Here is a 23,472-nt window from a genome sequence, read left to right on the forward strand (position 1 = left end):
AAAAACTTGTCATCCTGAACTTGTTTCAGGATCTCGGTATGCAAGGGATACAAAATAGGGGAGGTAAAAGAAAAAGGCACGAGCTTAAGACCCGTGCCTTTGAAATAAAAATGTACCAGTGAAGTAGCTGTTCAGTTCGGGTGTGTAAACTGAACTCTGTCCGGGCTGTTAATTTTTTGTGGTTACGTGGTAAATCCAGCGGCAGCCGATCGCCAAATCGAATGGCTAGCTTCTGCAACGGATTCGTTTTTTTCCCGTTGTTCGGTATATCGAGCAAAAAAATGGATACCGAAATCAATCCCCATCCCAAAAAGCAGTAGCCCCAGGGTAGCGGTCATGATATTGAAATTACCATAGATGACGAAGGCAATACCAAAGGTCCAGCATAGGCTAAATGCCAGTGGCAAGCCGATGATTAATATATATGCCGGTATTTGAATAATCTGGTTACCAATTTCATCAAATGAGAATCGATTACCTATACGTCTTCTATATCCCTTGTAGAAAAAATATAGAACAACGATACTCAACAGCAGAATTACCTCAATACCGAATGAATTTATTACGTCGGCAGTGATAGTTTCTATTTCGATGAGTGTTCGGATCATTCGGCCGGCCACAAAAACATCCCCATTTATCTCTCCGTCGATAATGAATGTTTCGGCAGCACCGGCTAGGAGATCACCAACTGTACCGCGAATTGTGGCACGCCTGCTGGCAAGGATAGCATCATCAGTAACATAGCCATCAATAGAAATGAGTTCGGCAGCCGCAAACAGATCGTTCCCCAACCATCCAAATATATCGATAGTCTGGGCAGCAGCCATTAACTGCGTTTGAATGGAATCAGTTCTAGTGAGCTGAACATATTTTCCACTCTTGTAATTGGTCTGTTGGGCCGTTGACAGTTGGCAAGTTATTAATGACAGTGCAGTAATGAGCAGTAGTTTTTTCATTGTTGGGCTCTCTATCATTAGCATTAAAGAGTGTTTTTCTCACCTGTTGTCCATAAATAACGGTCTCAATGGGGTTTACTTGTAGAAGAGATGCTGAAATTGGCGTAAGAAAAATCCTGATAAGGGATACCTGTCCTTAGTATTTATGCTTTGGGCATTTAGACGGGTAGGAGTGGAATCTGTTTTTGTTAATCTTGCATTAAAAAAATGTCTATTCAATGCTGTTTATGTAGGGCTTTTTCTGTCATTGATGACCGTGATATACCCTCTTTAATTTAGGTTCGAATTGAGGTAAGTATTAAGTGCAAAATTATTAAAGAGAAGAAAGGACTATGGCTATTAAAAAAATTGAGAAAAATAAATGGAAAGCATATTTCGACTCTTTTTCTAAAAAATATTTAAAAGATGAAGAGCCCGAGTATGCGGAAGTTCGTGTTTTTGACGATTCTATGGGAGCCCAACAAGCAACAAAATGGGTGCTGTTAAACGGTATTACTTATGATGAAAAAGGGGATCTGTTAGATATACGATTAGAGGATTCGAACCGAATAATACATCACCCAAAAGAAATTTATGTGTCTGAAAGTCGTGAGGGGTGGATCCTTAATTTAGAAGTTATTCAAAAAGATGGCACCAAAAACATTATTGAGACTCGGTAGGTAGTAATTATATGGCTACTCAAACTCCTTTAATGTATCAGCCCGAGTTGTTGCGGAAAGATGCTAAAAAGCTGGCACAACGACAGACCTATTCATATGACGAAAAGAGTGTAGTTCCAATAAAACCTCAGCTGGCCGAAATAAAAGAAGAGCTAACCGAAGCATATCGCTTATTAGCAACATCGGCTAAACAAAATAAAGAGATTACACCGGCTGCTGAGTGGATCATCGACAACTTTTATATTATTCAGGAACAGCTTGTCCAGGTTGAGCACGATTTTCCTATCGGCTTTCAACGAAACCTTCCACATCTTACCACAGGACCCAACCAGGGAAAGCCCAGGGTCTATGGATTGGTGCAGAACCTTGCGATGAATACCGACAATGATGTTGGGCTGGATAATATTACTCAGTATACCGATAGTTATCAGGAAGAGATTACGTTGATGATCGGCGAACTTTGGGCTATACCGATTATGATGCGCTTTGCGCTGCTTAAACAGCTAAAAAAGCAAGCCAATAGAGTCATAAAGCACCGTAATATACGTTCAGAAATTCAACAATTTATAGCCGATTTAACGCATCCGGACAATCACACCGAGCCGGGTTGGCTATTACATCGTATTACAGATTGGCTGAAAGAGGAAAAAGATGAGTACGAAGAGCGAGAGCTGTATATCGATTTAATTCGGCAATTACGTTCGGTTGAACTATTTACCGATGAGATAAAAAGATGGTTTGAATATAAGCTTAGTAATTTTGGCATTACCGTTGATGAGGCTCTTCGACAGGAAGCCCAGCGCCAGTCGAAGATACAGGTTAGCATACAAAATGCTATCGGTTCACTGCGACAGGTCTCAGAAGCGCAGTGGCAAGACTTTGTAGCTCACTGTTCTATAGTTGACAGGATATTACAGCTCGATCCTCTGGGAGTTTATAAAGATATGGATGTACAAACAAAGGATCAGTATCGGAATACAATAGAACGGTTGAGTAACAGGTCAAATTATTCAGAAAAAGAAGTTGCCGAACAGGTATTACTGTTAGCTGAACAGCATCTCAATGGTTCAGGGCAGCATGAAACGGATATACTAGATGATTATACGGTTTTAAAAAAACACGTCGGATATTACTTGAAGGGGGAGGGATACAATCAATTATGTTCACAAATTGGTTATCAGAAATCTTTGGGTGAACGTATTCGTGAACGACTGGAACACAATACCTTATACTATATAGGATGCGTTGGGACTGTAACCTTTTTGTTGTTAGGTACCTTGACAGCAGTTACCAACTTGACCTGGCAGTCGCAGTTTCTGACCATTGTCGCTTTGGTGATCGCTTTTTTTCCGGCCTTGGAGCTATCAATTTCAGCTGTTAATCGCTTTTTTGCCTTTTCGGTTCCACCACGGATTTTGCCCAAAATGGATTTTACTGACAAAATACCTGATAAGGCCCGGACGATGGTCGTGGTGCCTACTCTTTTGCATTCTGTGGAGGAGGTTAGGGAGCAGTTAGAGAAACTTGAAATTTCCTCGTTGGCGAACAAGGGATCGGGCTTGCAGTTTGTATTGCTTTCTGATTTTACTGATGCAGATGAGCAAAATCAGCCCCGGGATGAAGCAATTCTTAAAGAACTGGAACGAGGTATTGCCCGACTCAACAGACAGTATTCTTCTCGTTATGGAGATAAATTTTTTGTTCTTCATCGTAAACGCAAATGGAACCCCGCCGAAGATAAATGGATGGGGTGGGAACGTAAGCGTGGAAAGCTGGAGCAGTTAAATAGGAGCCTTTGCAATCCCCAAAAAGAGATGCCTTTTGAATATGTTTTTGGAGATTTTAGGGAAAGTATTCAAAAAGCAGAGGTGCAATATGTCTTAACCCTTGATGCCGATACGCGAACACCTCCGGATAGTGTTATAGAACTGATTGAAGTTGCTTCGCATCCGCTGAACAGGGCGTGGTATAATAAAGATGAAGAGCGTATCACTAAGGGGTATGGCATTATCCAGCCTCGCATATCTATTCCCCCGGATGAAGCGAATAAATCGTGGTTTTCTCACATTTTTTCGGGCAATGTTGGTATCGACCCGTATACCACCGCTGTCTCTGATATTTACCAGGACTTGATGGGAGAAGCAGTATATACCGGCAAAGGAATATATGATGTGCGTGCTTTTTACAGGGTTTTAGATCAGCGGTTTCCGGAGGATAGAATATTGTCTCACGACCTCATAGAAAGTACCTACCTTCGTGCGGGGCTTATGACAAATATCGAGCTTTTTGATGGCTATCCAACAAACTATGACAGCTATAGTAAACGAAATCACCGGTGGACGCGCGGCGATTGGCAAATTGCCCGATGGATGTTCAAAACGGTACCAACTGCAGAAGAAAAGGTTGAAAATCCTATTAACTTGCTTTCACGATGGAAAATATTTGACAATCTCCGGCGCTCATTGAATCCTTTGTTTTTAACTCTGTTTTTTATTTCCGCATGGTTTCTAGTGCCGGGGTCCGCGATCTTCTGGACCCTTGCTGCATTTGGCATTATCGCCTTTCCCATTTTTATAAGTTTTTCCACTGATATTGTAAATCGTCCCAAGCGAGTTAAGTGGAAACTCTATTTTGAGAAGGTTCGCTCAAATCTAAGAATCAATACGATTCAATCTGTTTCAACGTTGGCGATTTTACCCCACCAGGCTGTTATCCAGGTCGATGCTGTCTGCCGAAGCCTGTGGCGATTGAGCGTATCAAAAAAGAATTTGCTAGAATGGACAACTTCCTTTCAGGCCGAAAAAGAAAGTTCATCTACTTTGAAGCACTACTTTAGGACGATGATTAGTTCAGTAATACTGGGGATTGGTGTTCTTACAGCAGCTTTTTTCATCGACCCCGTAAAACTCTGGTTGGTCAGTCCATTTGCTTTGTTATGGATTGGTTCTCCCTGGCTTGCCTGGGTTTCTGGTCGACCGTATGAAAAAGAAGATGAAGAACTGTCTGAAGCTGACAAGGATAAAATACACAATTATGCCCGACGTACTTGGTTCTATTTTGAGCAATTTGTAAATGATACCTATTTCTGGTTGCCGCCGGATAATGATCAGGAAGACCCGCCACAGCCGACTACCGCACGTACTTCTCCTACAAATATTGGATTGACTCTGCTTGCTACCCAGGCTGCACATGAGTTAGGATATATAACTTTTGATGAGTTTTTAAATCGCATCCATAATACATTGACAAGTCTCACTGAATTGGATCGGTACAAGGGACATTTCTATAACTGGTATGAAATCCGCCTGGGAGAGGTTTTAAGTCCAAAATATATCTCAACGGTTGATTCAGGTAATTTAGCTGCGGGTCTTATTGTGACCAAGCAGGCTGTACAACGCCTATTCTATAAGCAGCCATTAAATAATAAGTTTTGGGATGGATTAGAGGTTACTATTAGTACTGTGCAGTCCGTGGTTAGTGATATGAAAAGGCAAACAGCGGGATATTCTGAAATTTGCCAGAACATGAACCAGTGTGTTGATGATATGTTAATATTGCTCGATGATGAGCGCCCTAACACCGTTGCAGAGAGTATAGCGTTATTACAGAAGCTCAAAGACGTTGCCTGTAGGTTGTGTGGAGAAAATTTAATGCAGCTGCGTAGTTCACTGGGTGATAAGGGAGTTGAAGATTTTCGTTTTTGGTTGGAGCGTCCACTACAACAAATTGAAAATTATAAAGACGAGTTGTCCTATTTTAGTGGTATATCACCCGAGGAATTAATGTCATCGCCTGCCGAATCACTGGAGCAATTGTCGTCGGGAGATGATCAATATCCCAATGCCATTAAGAAACTAAAAGAGTGGCAAATAAAGGTAAAAGATATTAGAAATAAATGTCAGCGGTTGGTTTCAGAGATGGATTTCACATTTCTGTATCTCAAAAAGAAATCCCTTTTTAGTATTGGATATAATGTTGAAAAGGCTGAGCTTGATAAGGGTACATACGACCTGCTGGCCAGTGAGGCTCGTATAGCATCTATTATTGCAATTGCCAAGGGTGATATACCATCGGAACATTGGTTTCGGTTGGGGAGGCGTTTGACGAGCAGAAATGATAAAGAGTTTTTACTCTCGTGGGGAGGGACAACCTTTGAATATTTGATGCCGCAGTTATTCAATCGTTCCTATTCAGCAACATTGTTAAGTCATACTTATGATCGGGTTGTCGAATGGCAACGAGAATATGCCCAGGGATATGACCGCCCTTGGGGCTTTTCAGAAAGTGCTTATAATAGATTAAATCTGGATCTCCATTATCAATATCGTTCTTTTGGAGTACCGGGTCTGGGATTGAAACGGGGACTTGCAGAAGATTATGTAGTAGCTCCTTATGCTTCTGCTTTAGCACTAATGATAGAACCTAAAACGGCGTTACAAAATCTCGAAGATCTGGAGCAGTTAGGGGCATTGGGTATGAAAGGTTATTACGATGCGGTAGATTTTACTCCCTCTCGTATGGAAGGGGATGAGCCATATAAAGTGGTTAAAATGTATATGGCTCATCATCACGGTATGGCTCTGGCTTCATTTTTAAATGTATTGGATGACTGGAAAATTCGGGATGATTTTCACGCCGAGCCAATGATAAAAGGGTGCGAACTGCTGTTACAAGAGCGTATTCCTAAAGGTATTCCGGTAAAAGAGCCATATCCCATTGATGTCGAAATGGAACCGGGTGAACAGCAGCAGGTACAAGATATTGTAGAACATTCTGATATCTCCAGCCTGGATGCGACTCCACCACGTGTTCATCTGCTTTCGAATGGTGATCTGCATAGTTTCGTTAGTCATGCCGGTACCGGTTGTACACGATTTAATAATATCCGGCTTACAGGATGGAAAGCAGATACAACCAAGGATCCCCAGGGAGTATTTGTATATATAAGAGATCGCGAAAGCGGAGAGTACTGGTCGGCCATGCATCAGCCGGTTAAACGTAAACCCGATCGTTATGAAAGTTGGTTCCACAATAGTAAGCTGCAAACCTCAAGAGTCGATGAATGGATTGAAACGACTACTGAGATCTGTATTTCTCCCGAGCATCCCATTGAGCTGAGAAAAATAACCCTTACTAATTATTCTGATCAGTCAAGGTCGCTGGAGCTTACCAGTTTTGCCGAGATAGTGCTCAATGAGGCAGAAAATCACGACTCGCACCCGGCTTTTTCCAAGCTCTTCATACAAACAGACTATCTGCCGGAGCATCATGCTATAATTGCTTGGCGACGACCACGCAGCGACGAGGAGTCCCCTATGTATATGATACATACTGTTGCCGAAGAGGAAAGCGATCTGTCTGGTGATTCCATGGAATTCGAAACAGAACGTTCAAATTTTATTGGTCGTGGCCGAGGGAGATCAAATCCCAAAGTTATAGCATTAGGCCAGGAACTGAGTGGCGCACGCGGTAACATATCAGATCCGATAATGAGTTTGCGTCGAACTATATCACTCGGGGCAGGTGAGAAAAGGACTATTACCTTTGGCATTGGATGGGCTGCTAGCCGTGATGAAGCCGGGGAATTGGCCGATATGTTTGATAATCCCCCTGCTGTTGAACGCGCCTTTGATATGGCAAATATCTATAATACTGTTGAGCAAGAGCATATTGGAATTAGCAGCAACTTGTCTCAGTATTTTCAAAGATTAGCAGCATATCTGATTTATCCCAGCAATCAGTTTAGGGCACCTGCTGAAACTCGTTCCGCGAATACTAAACAACAATCGGGCTTGTGGGCCTATGGTATTTCGGGAGACCTTCCCATTCTCGTATTTCGAATAAATGAAACAGACCAGCTGACCTCTTTAGAGAAAATGATAAAGGGTCACCTGTTTTGGAAGCAAAGGGGCCTTGAGGTTGATCTTGTTATTATAAATGATCATCCGCCCAGCTATGCTGATGAGTTACAGGAAGGAATACAGCAGGCGATCGAGGGTATCCACAGCAGCTATCGAGAAATGGACAAGGCCAATATTTTTATGATTCGTTCTGATCGTGTTCCTGATGAAGATCTACGACTCATTCTAACAGTTGCATCGGTAGTGACGGAAGGGAGATTGCCTGATATTGAGATCAAACCGGACAAAACCGAGCCCCGTTTTGAAGGGGGGGATGGAGAAGCGGAACCTTTATATATACCTGTATCGCCGTTGTTGGATAGCCAGGGTCCAGAAGAGAAAGAGTTATCTGAGAAGCTACAATTTTATAACGGATTCGGAGGGTTTACTGAGGATGGTAATGAATACGAGATACATATTACACCGTCAGAAGAAGAAGCAATATTGCAGTTCCCACCGGCACCGTGGATTAATGTGATTGGGAATGCGACATTTGGTTTCCTGATGACAGAAAAAGGAGCCGGATATTGCTGGAGTGAAAATAGTCGCGAGAATAAATTAACATCTTGGTCAAATGATCCACTGCTCGATCCGGCATCAGAAGCCTTTTATATTCGTGATGAACAGAGAAAAGAATTTTGGTCTCCCACTCCCGGACCAACGCCGGGGCAAAGTGGCTATAAGGTGTCACATGGTTTCGGCTACAGTCGATTTGAACACGAGACTCACAGTATTAAAAGTGAGCTAGTGCATTTTGTGCCTTTAGAAGATTCTGTAAAAATATCACTTTTGACACTCAAAAATAACAGTGAAGAAAATCGAGAGATCTCTATTTTTAGCTATACGGCATGGGTGTTGGGAATTACAAGAGAAGCATCTGCTCCTCATGTAGTTCAAGAGTTTAGCCCTGGCCAAAATGCACTTTTTGCCCGTAACCCATATAATAATGAATTTGCTGAACGTCTTGCTTTTGCCTGTATGCCAGAGCTCTCCGGGAAGCAAACTGACACCTCATTTTCCTCTAACCGGGAGGCATTTATCGGCCGAAACGGCTCGTTACCTAAAGCTAGAGCAGTATCAGAAGAAAACAGGCTGGATAGTACTGTAAATAATAACTGTGATCCATGTGCCGCTTTTCATCAGAGGTTAACGTTAGAGGCCGGGGAAGAGGTAACAATTGTTACAATGCTGGGCGAAACGGCTAATAGGGAGAGGGCTGAAAATCTTATTACAAAATACAGTGATGCGACCCAGGCTCGCGATGCACTGCAGAAGGTGAAAGGCTATTGGAAGAGTCGGCTTGGGCGTGTACAGGTAAAAACACCCGATAACTCACTAAATGTGTTGATGAATGGCTGGCTGCAGTATCAGAATATTGTGTGCCGGATGTGGGCGCGAACTGGGTTTTACCAGGCAGGGGGAGCTTATGGTTTTCGGGATCAGTTGCAGGATTCGATGGCAGCTCTTTATGTGGATCCCCAAATGACCCGGAAACAGATCTTACTCCATGCTACCCGTCAGTTTAAACAAGGGGATGTCCAACACTGGTGGCATCCGCCAACGGGGCGTGGGATCCGTTCACGAATTACTGATGACCGGCTTTGGTTGCCTTATGTAGTAGACCATTATATAAAGGCCACGGGCGATTCTGATATTCTGGATGAACAGGTCCCGTATTTGAAGGCAAGAGCATTAGAAGACGACGAGCATGAAGTATATCTGAACCCAGAGGTTATTACCGATCCCGGGCAACAAGAATCGTTATATCAGCATTGTATTCGGGCAATAGATGTGACATTGCAGATGGGAGTCCACGGACTCCCTTTAATTGGGGGCGGAGACTGGAACGATGGTATGAATAGGGTTGGCCACCGGGGAAAGGGAGAAAGTGTCTGGTTGGGCTTTTTCTTGCATACGATACTCGAACAGTTTAAAGGCTATAGTAACATGCTGGGGCACAACGATAAGGCCGGTGAATACCGTAAAAAGGCTGAAGATCTGGCAACCCATCTGAATAAAGAAGGTTGGGACGGCAATTGGTATCGCCGCGCTTATTATGATGATGGAACGCCTCTTGGATCGTCTGAAAATGAGGAATGTAAAATTGATGCCATTGCCCAAGCTTGGTCAGTTATTTCCGGGGTTGCCCCGCCCGAAAAAGCCGAACAAGCCCTTTCTGCAATTGAGGAGCATTTGGTATCAAATAACAATAAGATTATTCGATTGCTAACACCTCCTTTTGATAAAACGGAGAAAGATCCGGGCTATATCAAAGGGTATATACCGGGCGTTCGCGAGAATGGAGGCCAATATACGCATGCGGCTATGTGGGCTATCAAAGCATTTGCCCAAATGGGGTACGGTGATAAGGCAGTATCTTATCTTCATATGATAAACCCGGTAAATCATGCTTTGACCAAGGCTCAAGTTGCACAGTATAAAGTTGAACCGTATGCCGTAGCTGCAGATATTTACGGGGAAGCACCACTGACCGGTCAGGGGGGATGGACTTGGTATACCGGCTCTGCGGGATGGATGTATCGTGTGGCCCTGGAGTCGATTTTAGGAATAACAGTGAATGATGGGATGTTGATAATTGAGCCGGTAATTTCTTCTTACTGGGATAGCTATCAGCTTCAGTGGACGTTAAACGATGGGGAAACCGTATACCATATCCATATCAACAATCCTGAGGGCATAGAGAAAGGGGCATTAAAAGGTAAAGTTGACGGCGAATCAGTTGAATTCCCTGAGGGAAAAGCTAAAGTACCGTTGGAAGAGGACAAAAAAGAACATAACGTAGTTTTGCAGATCACAGACTCTTTATAGGAGATGTTCTAAAATGATGTGGTAAAATCTCTCACACCTCCCCCCATGATAGGCCGTACAAATAATGTGGGTGGAATCGTTTATAATCTAATCTAGCAAATAAGTTGAATGACAGAGAGCGCCGGTTATGGAAAAACTAAATGTTGTAGTTATTGATCAAAATATATTGGTCCGTCGCGCCATCACAAATATTCTAAAAAACAAGTATAGCGCCGATGTCCATAGTATTAAAGATCTTAAGAATAGTGAAAAGGTAATTAGGGAACAGAATCCTGATATTGTATTTTTGGATATTGAAAACCCCGTAGATGAAGCTTTACGGTATTTAAAAAAACTGAAGGTATCATTCCCGAATATCAATTTTATAGTATTGGGTTCGCGCTCAAAGATTGGTGGAGAAGCGGTGCTTAATGCTTTGCAGAAAGGTGCGGTAGATTTTATTACTAAACCCAAACATAAGATCTCCCAACTGCTGTGTGGAGATCATTTAGAAAAACGGTTGCTCCCTATTATTAATGAAATAACGAAAGATAAAGTTACACAAAAAAGCAGCCTAACCTTTCCAAGAGAGAAAGAATATGCAGCAGATATAGCTTTTGCTGATAGTCCAATTAAACTAGTTGTTATTGGTGGAAGTATTGGAGGCATAAATACACTTAGAACGATGTTTAAGCAATTTCCAGCTGACTTAGCTGTACCTATTGTGGTAGTCCAGCATATGCCCAAAATATATAGCCGGCTTTTAGCAGATGAGTTAGATTCGCTATCTCCAATAGAAGTAAATGAAGCAGAGGACAATATTACCTTAATGCCCAATAGGGCATGGATTGCAAAGGGAGGATACCATTGCGAAGTGCAGCAAGTGGGGATGCAATCATCTTTAAAACTTCATCGAGGTCCCCGAAAAAACGGGGTGCGTCCCTCCATCGATGTGCTCTTCAAGTCGGCGGCTCGTTTATATGGTAGTGAAGTTTTGGGCGTGTTAGTAAGTGGATACGCAACAGATGGAATATTTGGAGCCCAGGCAATAAAAAAAGCAGGCGGTCATATTATGGTGGAAGATCCCGTAAGTGCGTTTGCCGATACATTGCCAAAATCTATTATCGAATCCGGGTTGGCGGATGAAAGTTATTCAATGGAGGAACTTGGAAGCCAGATTGCAAGTCTTATCTCCAAAAGAAAAAGCGGGGCCTACGAAAATCAATCGTCCGTTGTAAATTCACACTAGAAACAAGTATTGAGAAGTAGCTGCGAACCTGAAACGATTATAATGGCATATGAATAGATCTGCTGCTTTTAGCCGTCCGGATAACGCATGGGCTCTAAACTCCGGGGACATTATGACGGCTTTAAAAACGAAGAATGCAGGGCTTGATGACGATGAGTTAGGCCAGCGTCAAAATAAGTTTGGCAAAAATAAGCTTCGAGAGAGTAAGAAGAAGAGTATTTGGCAAATCCTGTATAACCAGGTTAAAAGTCTCATTATATTGTTGCTGGCTGCGGCTGCAGTCGCAGCATTTTTATATGGGGATATCCTCGAGGGTTGGGCCATTGTTATAGTGATTATTATTAATACTGCGATCGGTTTTTTTACCGAGCTCAGAGCAGTACGATCTATGGAGGCACTATATAAGCTTGGCACTGTTGAAACAAGGGTCCGGCGCGGGGGGAAGGTCCAGCATATCGATGCACATGAGCTGGTTCCCGGGGATATCGTCTTGTTTGAGGGCGGTGATGTGATAACAGCAGACCTTCGTCTGATTGAGGCTTCAAAACTCCAGGCTGATGAATCGGCTCTTACCGGTGAAAGCCTGCCTGTTTCAAAAAGTGCGGAAGCAGTAGACCAACAAACAGTATTGGCAGAGCGGACCTCAATGCTTTATAAAGGTACGGCGGTAACACGTGGTGCCGGTGAAGGTGTCGTGGTTTCAACCGGTCAAGATACTGAATTGGGACATATATCTTCTCTGGTCGAAGAGGCTGAGGAAGAGCAAACTCCACTCGAAGAACGGCTTAACCAACTTGCCTTTCGTCTGATAATATTGACTTTTGTTTTGGTGGTATTGATCGCTGTTATGGGCGTTTTTTCCGGTAAAGCGTTGATGCTAATGGTACAAACCGGCATCGCTCTTGCCGTTGCCGCAGTGCCTGAAGGACTTCCTATTGTAGCTACTATTGCCCTTGCCAAAGGGATGCGTATTATGGCCAATAAAAATGCACTGGTTAACCGATTATCGTCAGTAGAAACATTGGGGGCAACGGCTACCATTTTTACAGATAAAACCGGCACACTTACCGAAAATAAAATGAGCGTAGAACAGCTGTTTGCCGGTGTACAAGAAACGACTTCCGATCGGCAGTTTAGTGATATAAACGAGGATCTGGATGATGATATCAGGCTGTTGCTGGAAATTGGAGTGCTCTGTAATAATGCAACAATTGATGATGGCGCGAAGGAGGAAGAGAGCGGAGATCCCCTAGAGGTAGCTTTGCTTGAAGCCGCTCGAAAGGCAGGTATAGCTCGCGAAGAGTTGATTGCTGAATATCCGGAGGAACGGGAAGAGGCTTTTGACGCGGAAGCTAAAATGATGGCTACCTGGAATGCTATAGATGATGAATTATATCGGATTTCGGTAAAAGGAGCTCCGGATACGGTGTTAGCTCATTGCACGAAAAAGCTGGAACAGGGAGAAGAAAAACCGATCTCAGAAGAAGATCGTGACAAATGGAGAGAACAGAATCAAAAACTGGCGGCTGATGGGCTGCGAGTAATTGGGCTGGCCTATCGAAAAAGTAATATTGCTGAGGGAGACCCTTATGAGGAGTTGGTGTTTGTAGGGTTAGCCGGATTGTTGGATCCCCCGCGCAGTGATGTGAAAGGGGCAATCGGAGCATGTATGGGCGCTGGTATTCGTGTGGTTATGGTTACCGGCGATCAACCGGAAACAGCCCAATATATAGCACAAGCAGTGGGTATAATAGGAGAACAGGACAGTGTAGTTCACGGGCAGGAGTTAACCAAAGCCGGGGACCATAGGATAAGTGATGAAAAACTCGTAGATACCAATATTTTTGCTCGAATAAGTCCGGCCCAAAAGTTAGATCTTATCGATCTGTTTCAAAGCAAGGGCGAGGTTGTGGCTATGACCGGAGATGGCGTGAATGATGCTCCGGCTCTTAAGAAAGCAGATATTGGCATTGCAATGGGAGAACGAGGTACGCAGGTAGCACAGGAAGCTTCGGATATGGTGTTGCTGGATGATGCTTTTTCTACTATTGTCACTGCTATTAAACAGGGGCGTATTATCTTCCGAAATATTCGCCGGTTTGTCTATTATTTACTCTCCTGTAATGTCAGTGAAATAATGGTAGTTGGGTTGGCCTCTTTTGTAGGAGCACCATTGCCGGTTTTACCCCTGCAGATTCTTTTTCTCAATTTGGTAACAGATGTTTTTCCGGCACTGGCACTGGGGGTAGGGGAGGGAGATGATAATATTATGCAAAAGCCTCCTCGAAAATCCGGTGAGCCTATTTTAACAAAACAGCATTGGCTGGGAATTGGAGGATATGGCTTATTAATAACAATGGCGGTACTATCTGCACTATTTCTCAGTTTATACTGGTTAAACCTGTCAGAAAGAGCGTCTGTAACGATAAGTTTTTTAACCTTAGCTTTTGCCCAGCTTTGGCATGTTTTAAATATGCGCAGCAGGCAGTCCACATTAATGAATAATTCAATTGTTCGTAACTATTGGGTTTGGGGTGCAATCCTGTTATGTATTGCTCTTATTTTGGGAGCTCTCTACATTCCGCCAATAGCTCTGGTTATGAAGTTATCAGCACCGGAATGGAGTGGATGGATAGTGGTATTTACGTTAAGTTTATCACCGCTTTTCATCGGACAAATACTGAAAGCATGGAAAGGCAGCCGTACAATATGAATGCCAGTTTATATATCTTAATATTGCGGATAGGTATATAAATATTTGGTTTAACATGAAGGAAAATTTCGTTTATCAAAATAGGTTACAATAATTATGAAAGGATCACTAAAGCTGGGACGTATTGCCGGGATCAAAATCCAGGTACACTGGACCTTTTTACTGCTGATATTGTGGATTGTTGTACTCGAATTAACGAAGGGGAACAGTACAGAGGCTATTCTTTGGAGCACGTTTTTTATAATGGTCTTATTCGGATGTGTGGTGTTGCACGAATTGGGACATGCTTTAACAGCGCAGAGGTTCAATATTCCCACACAACAAATTACCCTCTTACCAATTGGAGGAGTAGCCAGTCTTGAAAAAATGCCGGAAGATCCCAAAGAAGAATTTTTAGTAGCTATTGCCGGTCCGGCAGTGAATGTGGTGATAGCGCTCATCCTTTACATGGTTCTACCCATGGAGCAGTTCCTTGTAGAAGATCCTGAAATGGCAGAAGAGGTACTAAGTACCATTAATGGCTCAAATTTTTTGTTTTTTCTCTTTTCAGCCAATGTTTTGTTGGTACTGTTTAATTTGATTCCGGCTTTTCCCATGGATGGGGGGCGCATTTTCCGAGCACTTCTTTCCCTTAAATTTAGTAGAGTACAGGCTACCCGAATGGCTGCTAAATTGGGACAATTGGTTGCATTCTTTTTCTTGTTTATTGGTTTGTTTTATAATCCCATCCTCATCCTTATCGCTATATTTGTTTATTTCGGTGCTCAGGGAGAAAGTGTGATGGTTCAGCAGCTTGCAATTCTTAAAGATCACAACGTTGAAGAGGCAATGATGACCAATATCACGACGGTGCTGCCGGAGGATAGATTGGAAGAAGTAATTGATATTATTCTTACCGGTACTGAACGTGATTTTATCGTTGCCCAAAACGGGGAAGTAAAAGGTGTTCTGTATCAATCTGCTCTTATTGAAGCTTTTAAGAGCAATAGGAGTGACTTAAGGGTGAAAGATATTATGGATAAGGATGTTAAAACCATCCAGGCCAGTGATGATTTAACAACTATCTATCGCATGATACAGTCGAAAACCAAGTCGTTTTTTCCGGTTTTGGAAGGGGACGAGTTAGTAGGGGCGGTAGATCGGGAAAATGTTAATGAGTTTATGGTTTTCCACGGCTTAGGTCACGACCGGTTATTAGGGAGTCAGTCGAAAGCATAAGCTATGCTTGGCCACTAAACTGTATTTTAATAGGCTATTAATTTATTCAAGGTTCGCTCGAGGCGCGAATCAGCAAGGTAGTGTTTTTCCAGCTTGGGACTAAAAGGCACGGGTATATCAAGTGAAGAGCAGCGCATGATTGGAGCATCAAGAGCTTCAAAACACTGTTCGCTGATGAGGGAAGAGAGTTCACTCATCGGTCCCATTGTTTGAGAAGGTTCTTGCAGCAGAAGAACTTTATTCGTCTTTTCTACAGATTTCTTTACGGTTTCAAAGTCGAGAGGCGCCAGCGACCGAAGGTCAACTATTTCCAGGTTGATATCTTTTTCAGCGTATTGTTGAGCTATATCTTGCGCCCAATGTACGCCCATGCCGTAGGTGATGATAGAGGCATCAGTGCCTTCTCGTTTAACCTTTGCTTTTCCAAGCTCTTCTGGAGTACAGAAGTCGGGGGTAACCGTGCGAATGCTGCGATATAGCTTCTTATGCTCAAAAAAGAGTACCGGATTGGGGTCGTAGAGCGCACTGTAAAGCAGATTCTGAGCATCTTCAACAGACGAGGGAACTATAATTTTAAGTCCGGGATGCTGCATGAACCACCCCTCCGGGGATTGTGAGTGAAATGGCCCGGCGCCAACACCTGCACCATGTGGTGCCCGGATAGTAATATTAAGTGGGGGCATCCAGCGATACTGCGATTTGGCAATATTATTGACAATCTGGTTGAAACCGCAGGAGATAAAGTCGGCGAATTGCATTTCTACCACAGGTTTGAATCCTTCCAGGGCAAGACCCACGGCACAGCCCAGCGCCCCGGCTTCAATGATGGGGGTGTTGCGTACGCGCTCTGTTCCAAACTGCTCAACAAATCCTTCAGTAACTTTAAAAACGCCCCCGTATTCGGCGATATCCTGACCCATGATGAGAAATTCCTCATCTTCTTCAAAAGCTTCTCGTAATGAAAACTGAATAGCATCGACCATTCGTTTTTCAGATTCGCTGCCATTGTTATGCTGTTTTTTCGGCAGATCAACAGGGGTAAACAGGCGGTCTTTTTCTTTGTGGAGATCAAAGATAGGGTCTTCGGCATTTAGTGCTCGATCCAGGTCCGGTAAAAAAGAATTATCAACTTCTTCGCGGATAGCTTCAAATTCATCATCCCCGGTAACAATACCTTGCTCTTTTAGCCAATTGGCCATTCGTTCGATAGGATCTTTCTTAGCCCATTCTTCGAACTTCTCATCCGGTACATAAAAGGTTCCCGAGGCTTCTTCGTGTCCCCGCATGCGAAATGTCTTGGCTTCAATAAGGGTGGGATTTCCATCGAGAGCTGCCTCTTTTGCTTCCGTAACAGCTTCCATAACGGCAAAGACATCATTGCCGTCCACTTGCATGCCTTTTAGTCCATAGCCCTGGGCACGGTCTACCAGGTCATCGCAGGCGTATTGCTCACTGGTAGGGGTGGAAAGGCCGTAGCCGTTATTTTCGATCATGAAAATGACGGGCAGTTCCCACACAGCAGCCAGGTTTAATGCTTCATGGAATTCGCCTTCACTGGTGGCCCCGTCGCCACAAAAGCTGCAGGCCACAAATCCACTGTCCCGAAGTTGCGAAGCCAGTCCTAATCCGTCTGCTACGGGCATAGTTGCAGCGAGGTGAGAGATCATACCCACAATGCGCTTTTCCGGGATACCACAGTGAAAAGAGCGATCATGTCCCTGGGTGTAACCATCGGTTTTGCCCAACCACTGGCAGAAAAGTCGATATAGATCTACGCCGCGGGTGGTAAACAAGCCCAGGTTGCGGTGCATGGGTAACAAGTAATCATCATCAGCGAGGGCCGATACCGTTCCCACAGAAATGGCTTCCTGTCCCATACCCGAGAACCATTTACTGATTTTATTTTGCCTTAGTAATTTAAGCATGCGCTCTTCAATACGGCGAGGCAAAAGCAGATTCTTGTAGTGTTCGAGGGCTTGCTGATCAGTTAATTTTTTTTGTGGCTGGATCATTAATTATTACTGAAAATTCTGTAGTTTATTCGTTCTAAAACGTGAGCCAAACATGCAGCAGTTATTCAATAATTGCAACCCTCGTATCAAGATTTTCAGTTGGCAGAGGGTTCATAAACTTGGTGACTCAAACATCACTGTTTAATTATAGTGTAACGGTTTTTTGTTTAGATTGATAGTAGATGGAGGTGGAAAATAGCATGGGTTTAGACAGTAATGATAATAATTTAAGTTATTGAACGTGCGCGAAAGGTTCACAATCACTTTTTTTAATTAGTTTTTCGGGGTTGAATGGAAGCACTTGGTCGACATATATTGGTTGAACTTTACAATTGTGATAATGAAAAGATCAATGATGTAGCATATATCGAATCTTCGATGCTTGCCGCTACCCGGGCATCGGGAGCCACCATCATATCTCATAATTTTCACAAATTTAGTCCCCATGGTGTCAGTGGTGTTGTGGTGATTGCGGAATCCCATGTTTCAATCCACAGTTGGCCCGAATACAACTATGCGGCTATCGATATTTTCACCTGTGGCGATACCATTGACCCAATGATAATCAGGGATACTCTTAAAAAAGATTTCCAAGCCGAGACGATATCCAGCAGGGAAATAAAACGGGGGATGATCAAACCCAAGGCCGGCAAGAAACTGCTACATAAACCACAACAACAAATCTTAGAGAAGTAACACCATAATGCCAGAACTATCACCAACTACTTCAACGAAAGAACAGATGATGTTGAAAACCCCCAATATATATTGCCTGGTAAAAGGAGCATCAGAAGGACGTACACGATTGAATGCATTTGATAATGCACTGTTAAATGCCGGGGTGGGAGATACAAATTTGATGCGTATGAGCAGCATTGTTCCTCCTGGGGCAGTTGAATACAATATCGAGGATGTTGATTTGCCGGCCGGGGGATTGATTCCATTGGCTTATGCCCATATTGATTCTGCCACACCGGGACGGTATATCTCCTCAGCTGTTGCTATTGGAATTCCGGAAGATGAAACTGAACCCGGCGTTATTATGGAGTATGAAGATCACGGTCGGTTAAAAAATGTAGAAGAGATCGTAGAACAGATGGTTATTGACGCTTTTGATTATCGAAACAGGGCACTGAAGGAGATTAAATCGATTGGTATTGAGCACCAGGTTGAAAACTGCGGGGCTACCTTCGCCGGTGCTGTTCTATGGTATGAATAAAGATTCGTGATGCGTAATTCGTAATGAGTGAGTTTTTATACAATGGAATTTCCAATATCACGCATTACGCATCACGTAGTATCCTGAACCTTGCATCCTGATAACATGTCTTCAACGTTTAACGAATTTTATAACGAAAAAACGGGGCTCACGATAGGTGTGAATGGAATCCTGTTTTCCGAGCAAACACCCTATCAGAAGGTCGAAATTCTTGAGACCGACAGCTGGGGACGAATGATGACTATCGATGGAATGGTGATGCTTTCCGAGAAAGATGAGTTTGTCTACCATGAGATGTTGACCCATGTGGGGATGTTTAGTCATCCTCAACCCGAACGAGTGCTTATTATTGGGGGAGGAGATGGCGGTACAGCCCGCGAGGTGATGCGTCATCCAAGCGTAAAGAAGGTGGATATGGTAGAGATTGATGAAGTGGTGGTACAAGCATCAAAAGAGTTTCTGCCACAAGTAGGGGACTGGGGGAATCCCAAGCTGAATGTCGTTATTGGTGATGGTATCGAATTTGTTAAGGATATTTCGGTGCCCTATGATGTTATAATCATCGACGGATCGGATCCGGTGGGGCCGGCTGCCGGCTTATTCGAAGGTGAGTTTATGCAGGCTTGTTATGATGGGTTATCGGAGGATGGAATTTTAACAGCCCAGACCGAAAGTCCGTGGGTAGAATCCTATCATCCCAGCATGAAGCAGGTATATACTGCGCTGGATGATATTTATGCGGTCTCGAAAATGTACCTGGCCTATATTCCGCTCTATCCTGCAGGTATGTGGTCGTTTTCTTTTGCCAGTAAAGGGGGTACAGATCCTTTGGCTGAAGTAGTGCTACAACGGGTCGAAAATGGTGTAATGCGTTTTGAAGATGAGTTAAAGTATTATAATCCCGAGGTGCACCGAGGTTGTTTTGCCCTCCCCAATTTTGTGAAAGATATTATTGAACCATAAGAGGTATATGAAATCGGCCTATCATCTGACCACAGTTGTCCTCTCTACTTTAAGCGCAGGGAGAGGGACTCCTAAAGGTGAAATCCTATATTAACTACAAATGTTACCGCACAAGCGCGACGCTTGCGCGATTATATAATATCAAAAACAAAACTGTGATGTTCGTAAGAATAAGTCCTCCTTATGGTTTTATCACTGATGGGGCTGAAAAGATGATCCGAAGGAGGTGCAGCTATGCGCCTCGAAGTTTTTAACATAGTGGCGGAGGATGATTGCATATATATCTCGTTCCGATGCTTTTAACCAAAGATTTCTAACTGTATTCGAAATGACCCGCTGATTAAAAATGGCGAGCATTTATGTCCTTACAACTCCTCAATGTCAGCTCGACCGACGGGAGAGATCTTTGGTTACTCAGGGGAAGAATTAAAAGATTGGATTGTTTATCTCGTTCCGATGCCTTGTTCAACGAAGTTTTAGCATAGTTGGGCTCTGCGTCGGAACGTATCTCTCCCTACCTTGGTAAGTTTAGAACTTGTGGCAGTGTGTTGACCGGAGGAAAATACACGATCACCTCCTTTGCCAACCGCCACAATTCTAAGATCCTATTCTTGGGGACTCCTTTTCCTAGTACTTTAAACCATTTGCAATTTCGTCTCACAAGGAATATCCTGCTCGCTAATTCAACGAACAAAGTATAGGATAGATAATTAACCGTGGTCATTTCTAACAATCGCCTTGCCTATTTATATGTGCTGCTGGGCGCAGCACTGTGGGGAATTATCGGCCTCTTTATCGATGCGCTTGCTCAAGCCGGCTTTACCGTTTTTCAAATCGTAACGCTCCGGGTGGCGAGTGCTGCTGTGATGCTTACCGTATTTTTAGCGATCAAAGATGTTGAACTGCTCAAGATCGAGCTCAAAGATTCGTTCAGTTTTATTGGTACCGGTATCTTCAGTATTGTATTCTTCAACTGGTGTTATTTTACTGCAATCGAAGAGGTTTCGCTTTCTGTGGCCGTTATTCTTCTGTACACCGGGCCGGCTTTTGTCACCATTCTTTCGTGGCTGCTGTTTAAGGAACCGATGACCCGGCGCAAAATATGGGCTTTGCTGTTAACTCTTATCGGATGTGCGCTCGTTATCAAGGTGATACCTTTTGCAGATAAACAGATTTCACTGATTGGCTTTCTTATTGGATTGGGTTCCGGTTTCGGTTATGCCCTATATAGCATTTTCGGGAAACATGCACTCAAAAAATATTCTTCTCTTACGGTGATTACCTATACTTTTGTCTTTGCCTCTGCCGTGCTGTTACCACTAAGCGGTATTACCATTGAAGTATCGCAGTTAAGCTCAACAAAAGTGTGGTTTCATATACTCGGTCTGGGATTCTTTCCGACGGCTTTGGCTTATATGCTTTATACGGTAGGACTTTCGATGATAGAGAGCAGCAGGGCTTCTATTACGGCCACTATTGAGCCGGTAGTGGCTACCTTGTTGGGGATTTACTTTTTTGATGAAGTATTAACGTATTTCCAACTGTCGGGTATGGTGCTAGTACTTGCGGCTGTGGTGCTTATTCAGCTGAAGAAAACGAAGCGTCATGCTATTGGCCGGTGATCTGTTTCAGCGAAAGGTTTATGTTACTATTGCAATTTCACAGGATAACGTCTTTGTTCTTGGGTAATCCACTACGCCTCGTGCCTTTGTACTGCCACGTTGATAAAGGCCTAGCTGCGCCGTAGTAGGTTTCTATGAGGCGTCCGCGCCCCTCCGCCACAAGGAATGCTGTGACTTTTTTTTGCCCTTTAACGGTTGTCATCGCGATCCGCCATCCGGCGGAGAAGCGATCTCCATGAAGCAATTGGTTGATGTATAAAGGTTACCCTTTATATCCTACGCACACCTACGACATCAGGCTTCGGTGGACTTCGCGAATTAAGAAAGGTAGATTGCCGCGGTCTTCCGAAAAATCGCCGGAATTCCTCGCAGTGACACTGCTTTTGATTTTTTTAAACAACGTTCGTCATTGTGAGGAGTACTGTGGTTTGACGGTACGACGTGACAATCTCCCTGAAATGATTGGTTAATACATGAAGGTTTCTTTTGTGACGCTAGACGAACTCATCATGGGCGATTTCCCGACTTCGCTACATGACAGCACTTTTGCTGGAGTAAGGCGTTTCCCTCCCTGCTTGTAGGGAGGGATTAAGGGTGGGTCAGAAAACGGCTGAAAGAATGTGCATTGGAACAGGATAACGGAAAAACAAGGATTTCTCGCTACGCTCGAAATGACTCGTTTTTTTAACGGGGAACATTTATCCAGCGATGGCTCTCCAATGTCATCTCGATCAGCGGGAGAGATCTTTGTTTGCCAGGTGTAGAACGTTCAAACCAATAGGCTTATATGGACTTACGAACTACTATAGCATTTCCAACTCTGCTGGTCCAGCCTCCCGATGGACATGATGACATTACTTTTAATGTGGTTTACAATCGGAGGGCTGAATCTCCCTAAACAAATGAGCAGTAACATCCCCCAAGCCCCCTTCGGACATCACTCTGTGCTTTTTCAGTAAAAAACTGCCCAAAGGGGGAGTCATTGCGTCTATTTCAGGATCAGGAAGTCATTTAAAACATAATACGTTCAGTTTTGCACTTGCTCACGTTACGGTTTCGGTGTATTTGGCGAACATATTCGGGGAGATCCTTCAACTTCACTTCGTTGCGTTTAGGATGACAGTGCTTTTACCGCGTCAGTCGAATGGAGCATTCTTTATCTTGCTTTGTACCATTCGCCGGACGGCGGCCCCAGCCGCCCGACGAGAGATGGGAGCTGATGCCAAATGAGAAGGCGTTTAGTCCATGGATCCCATCAAAGCGTTTCCCAACCTGCAGGGATTAAGGCTGGGGAAAAAATAGATTTTACAAGGTCCCAAAATTTGTGAAGTCTCATAAACAAGTTGCCGCTCGGTAAAATGTGTCTTAAGTTCTTTTCAAATCACAATAAAGAGAAAAGTGTTATGGAGCAGAAGAACATTTCGAAGTGGGCGTTGGCAAGTATAGGCATAGCCTTTTTAGGGGTACTGGTATTAATACTCTCTGGCTACGGATATCAATGGGGATGGTGGGGACTGGGTACTGCTTTTACCTGGCTGCTCCCGGGCAGTGGGGTGCTGGCACTTATTGGGTTTTCGCTGGCTATTGTTTTTGGTTTTTTACGGTGGAAGAAACCGGAGGTAGAAGGGGCCAAGTGGGCGATGCTCGGAGTTGTGCTGAGCCTGGCCGTGATAGGAACTATCGGGTACTGGTTTAATGAAGCACAGCAGTATCCGCCTATTCATGATATCACTACCGATATAGAAAACCCTCCGACCTTTCAGGCGATAGTTCCATTGCGTGCTGAGGCTCCCAATGATACTACCTATGGGGATCAAGAGAAAGCCGATACACAGCGAGAAGCATACCCGGACCTTCAAACTCTCTATCTGGATGTGGAATATGCCGGGGCCTTTGAACGTGCATTAAAGGCAGCCAAACAGATGCCATGGGAGAAGATCGTGACTGCCGATGAATCTACAGGACGAATTGAAGCTGTGGATAAATTAGCGTGGTTCGGTTTTAAAGATGATGTAGTTATCCGTGTTGATACTGCAGAGGGCGGTGGAAAGAGCAAGATCGACGTACGTTCGGTATCCCGTATTGGGCGCGGAGATATCGGCGTCAACGCACACCGTATCAGGCAATATCTTGAAGAGGTAAAACGGCAGTAA

General features: G+C 43.8%; 12 protein-coding genes. 10 read left to right on the top strand and 2 right to left on the bottom strand.

The window, feature by feature from the left end; genetic code table 11:
* Positions 1 to 182: 182 nt before the first annotated feature.
* On the bottom strand, positions 183 to 956 hold the full coding sequence (locus G3569_RS16125; RefSeq protein ID WP_165271096.1) for a hypothetical protein: 774 nt from the start codon (positions 954 to 956) through the stop codon (positions 183 to 185).
* Positions 957 to 1,288: 332 nt separating this feature from the next.
* Between G3569_RS16125 and G3569_RS16130 the strand changes: the two genes are divergently transcribed.
* From G3569_RS16130 to G3569_RS16150, 5 genes are all read left to right on the top strand, one after another.
* Positions 1,289 to 1,615 (top strand): DUF5335 family protein, encoded by a 327-nt coding sequence (locus tag G3569_RS16130; RefSeq protein WP_165271098.1) that lies wholly within the window; start codon positions 1,289 to 1,291, stop codon positions 1,613 to 1,615.
* Between the two features lie 11 nt (positions 1,616 to 1,626).
* Positions 1,627 to 10,344 carry a GH36-type glycosyl hydrolase domain-containing protein gene (locus G3569_RS16135; RefSeq protein ID WP_165271100.1) on the top strand — a complete coding sequence of 2,906 codons (8,718 nt, stop codon included), beginning with the start codon at positions 1,627 to 1,629 and terminating at the stop codon, positions 10,342 to 10,344.
* Positions 10,345 to 10,471: 127 nt separating this feature from the next.
* Positions 10,472 to 11,572 carry a chemotaxis protein CheB gene (locus tag G3569_RS16140; protein ID WP_165271102.1) on the top strand — a complete coding sequence of 367 codons (1,101 nt, stop codon included), beginning with the start codon at positions 10,472 to 10,474 and terminating at the stop codon, positions 11,570 to 11,572.
* 49 nt (positions 11,573 to 11,621) lie between these two features.
* A complete protein-coding gene (locus G3569_RS16145) occupies positions 11,622 to 14,285 on the top strand; it encodes a cation-translocating P-type ATPase (RefSeq protein ID WP_165271104.1) in 2,664 nt (887 codons plus the stop codon).
* A 96-nt stretch (positions 14,286 to 14,381) separates the two neighbouring features.
* Positions 14,382 to 15,503 (top strand): site-2 protease family protein, encoded by a 1,122-nt coding sequence (locus G3569_RS16150; protein ID WP_165271106.1) that lies wholly within the window; start codon positions 14,382 to 14,384, stop codon positions 15,501 to 15,503.
* Positions 15,504 to 15,529: 26 nt separating this feature from the next.
* Here G3569_RS16150 and G3569_RS16155 read toward each other — a convergent pair whose 3' ends face one another.
* Positions 15,530 to 17,515: an alpha-ketoacid dehydrogenase subunit alpha/beta gene (locus G3569_RS16155; RefSeq protein ID WP_165271108.1), complete on the bottom strand. Its 1,986-nt coding sequence runs from the start codon at positions 17,513 to 17,515 to the stop codon at positions 15,530 to 15,532.
* A 291-nt stretch (positions 17,516 to 17,806) separates the two neighbouring features.
* Between G3569_RS16155 and speD the strand changes: the two genes are divergently transcribed.
* The 5 genes from speD (at position 17,807) to G3569_RS16180 (ending at position 23,472) form a co-directional block, all read left to right on the top strand.
* Positions 17,807 to 18,211, top strand: coding sequence for an adenosylmethionine decarboxylase (gene speD, locus G3569_RS16160; RefSeq protein ID WP_165271110.1), 405 nt, complete (start codon positions 17,807 to 17,809; stop codon positions 18,209 to 18,211).
* A 7-nt stretch (positions 18,212 to 18,218) separates the two neighbouring features.
* Positions 18,219 to 18,734, top strand: coding sequence for a pyruvoyl-dependent arginine decarboxylase (locus tag G3569_RS16165; protein ID WP_205720251.1), 516 nt, complete (start codon positions 18,219 to 18,221; stop codon positions 18,732 to 18,734).
* 105 nt (positions 18,735 to 18,839) lie between these two features.
* Positions 18,840 to 19,697 carry a polyamine aminopropyltransferase gene (gene speE, locus G3569_RS16170; RefSeq protein WP_165271112.1) on the top strand — a complete coding sequence of 286 codons (858 nt, stop codon included), beginning with the start codon at positions 18,840 to 18,842 and terminating at the stop codon, positions 19,695 to 19,697.
* 716 nt (positions 19,698 to 20,413) lie between these two features.
* A complete protein-coding gene (locus G3569_RS19000; protein ID WP_205720252.1) occupies positions 20,414 to 21,319 on the top strand; it encodes a DMT family transporter in 906 nt (301 codons plus the stop codon).
* 1,403 nt (positions 21,320 to 22,722) lie between these two features.
* Positions 22,723 to 23,472, top strand: a complete 750-nt coding sequence (locus G3569_RS16180) for a DUF1499 domain-containing protein (protein WP_165271114.1) — start codon at positions 22,723 to 22,725, stop codon at positions 23,470 to 23,472.

Source organism: Fodinibius halophilus (assembly GCF_011059105.1).
GTDB lineage: Bacteria > Bacteroidota > Rhodothermia > Balneolales > Balneolaceae > Fodinibius > Fodinibius halophilus.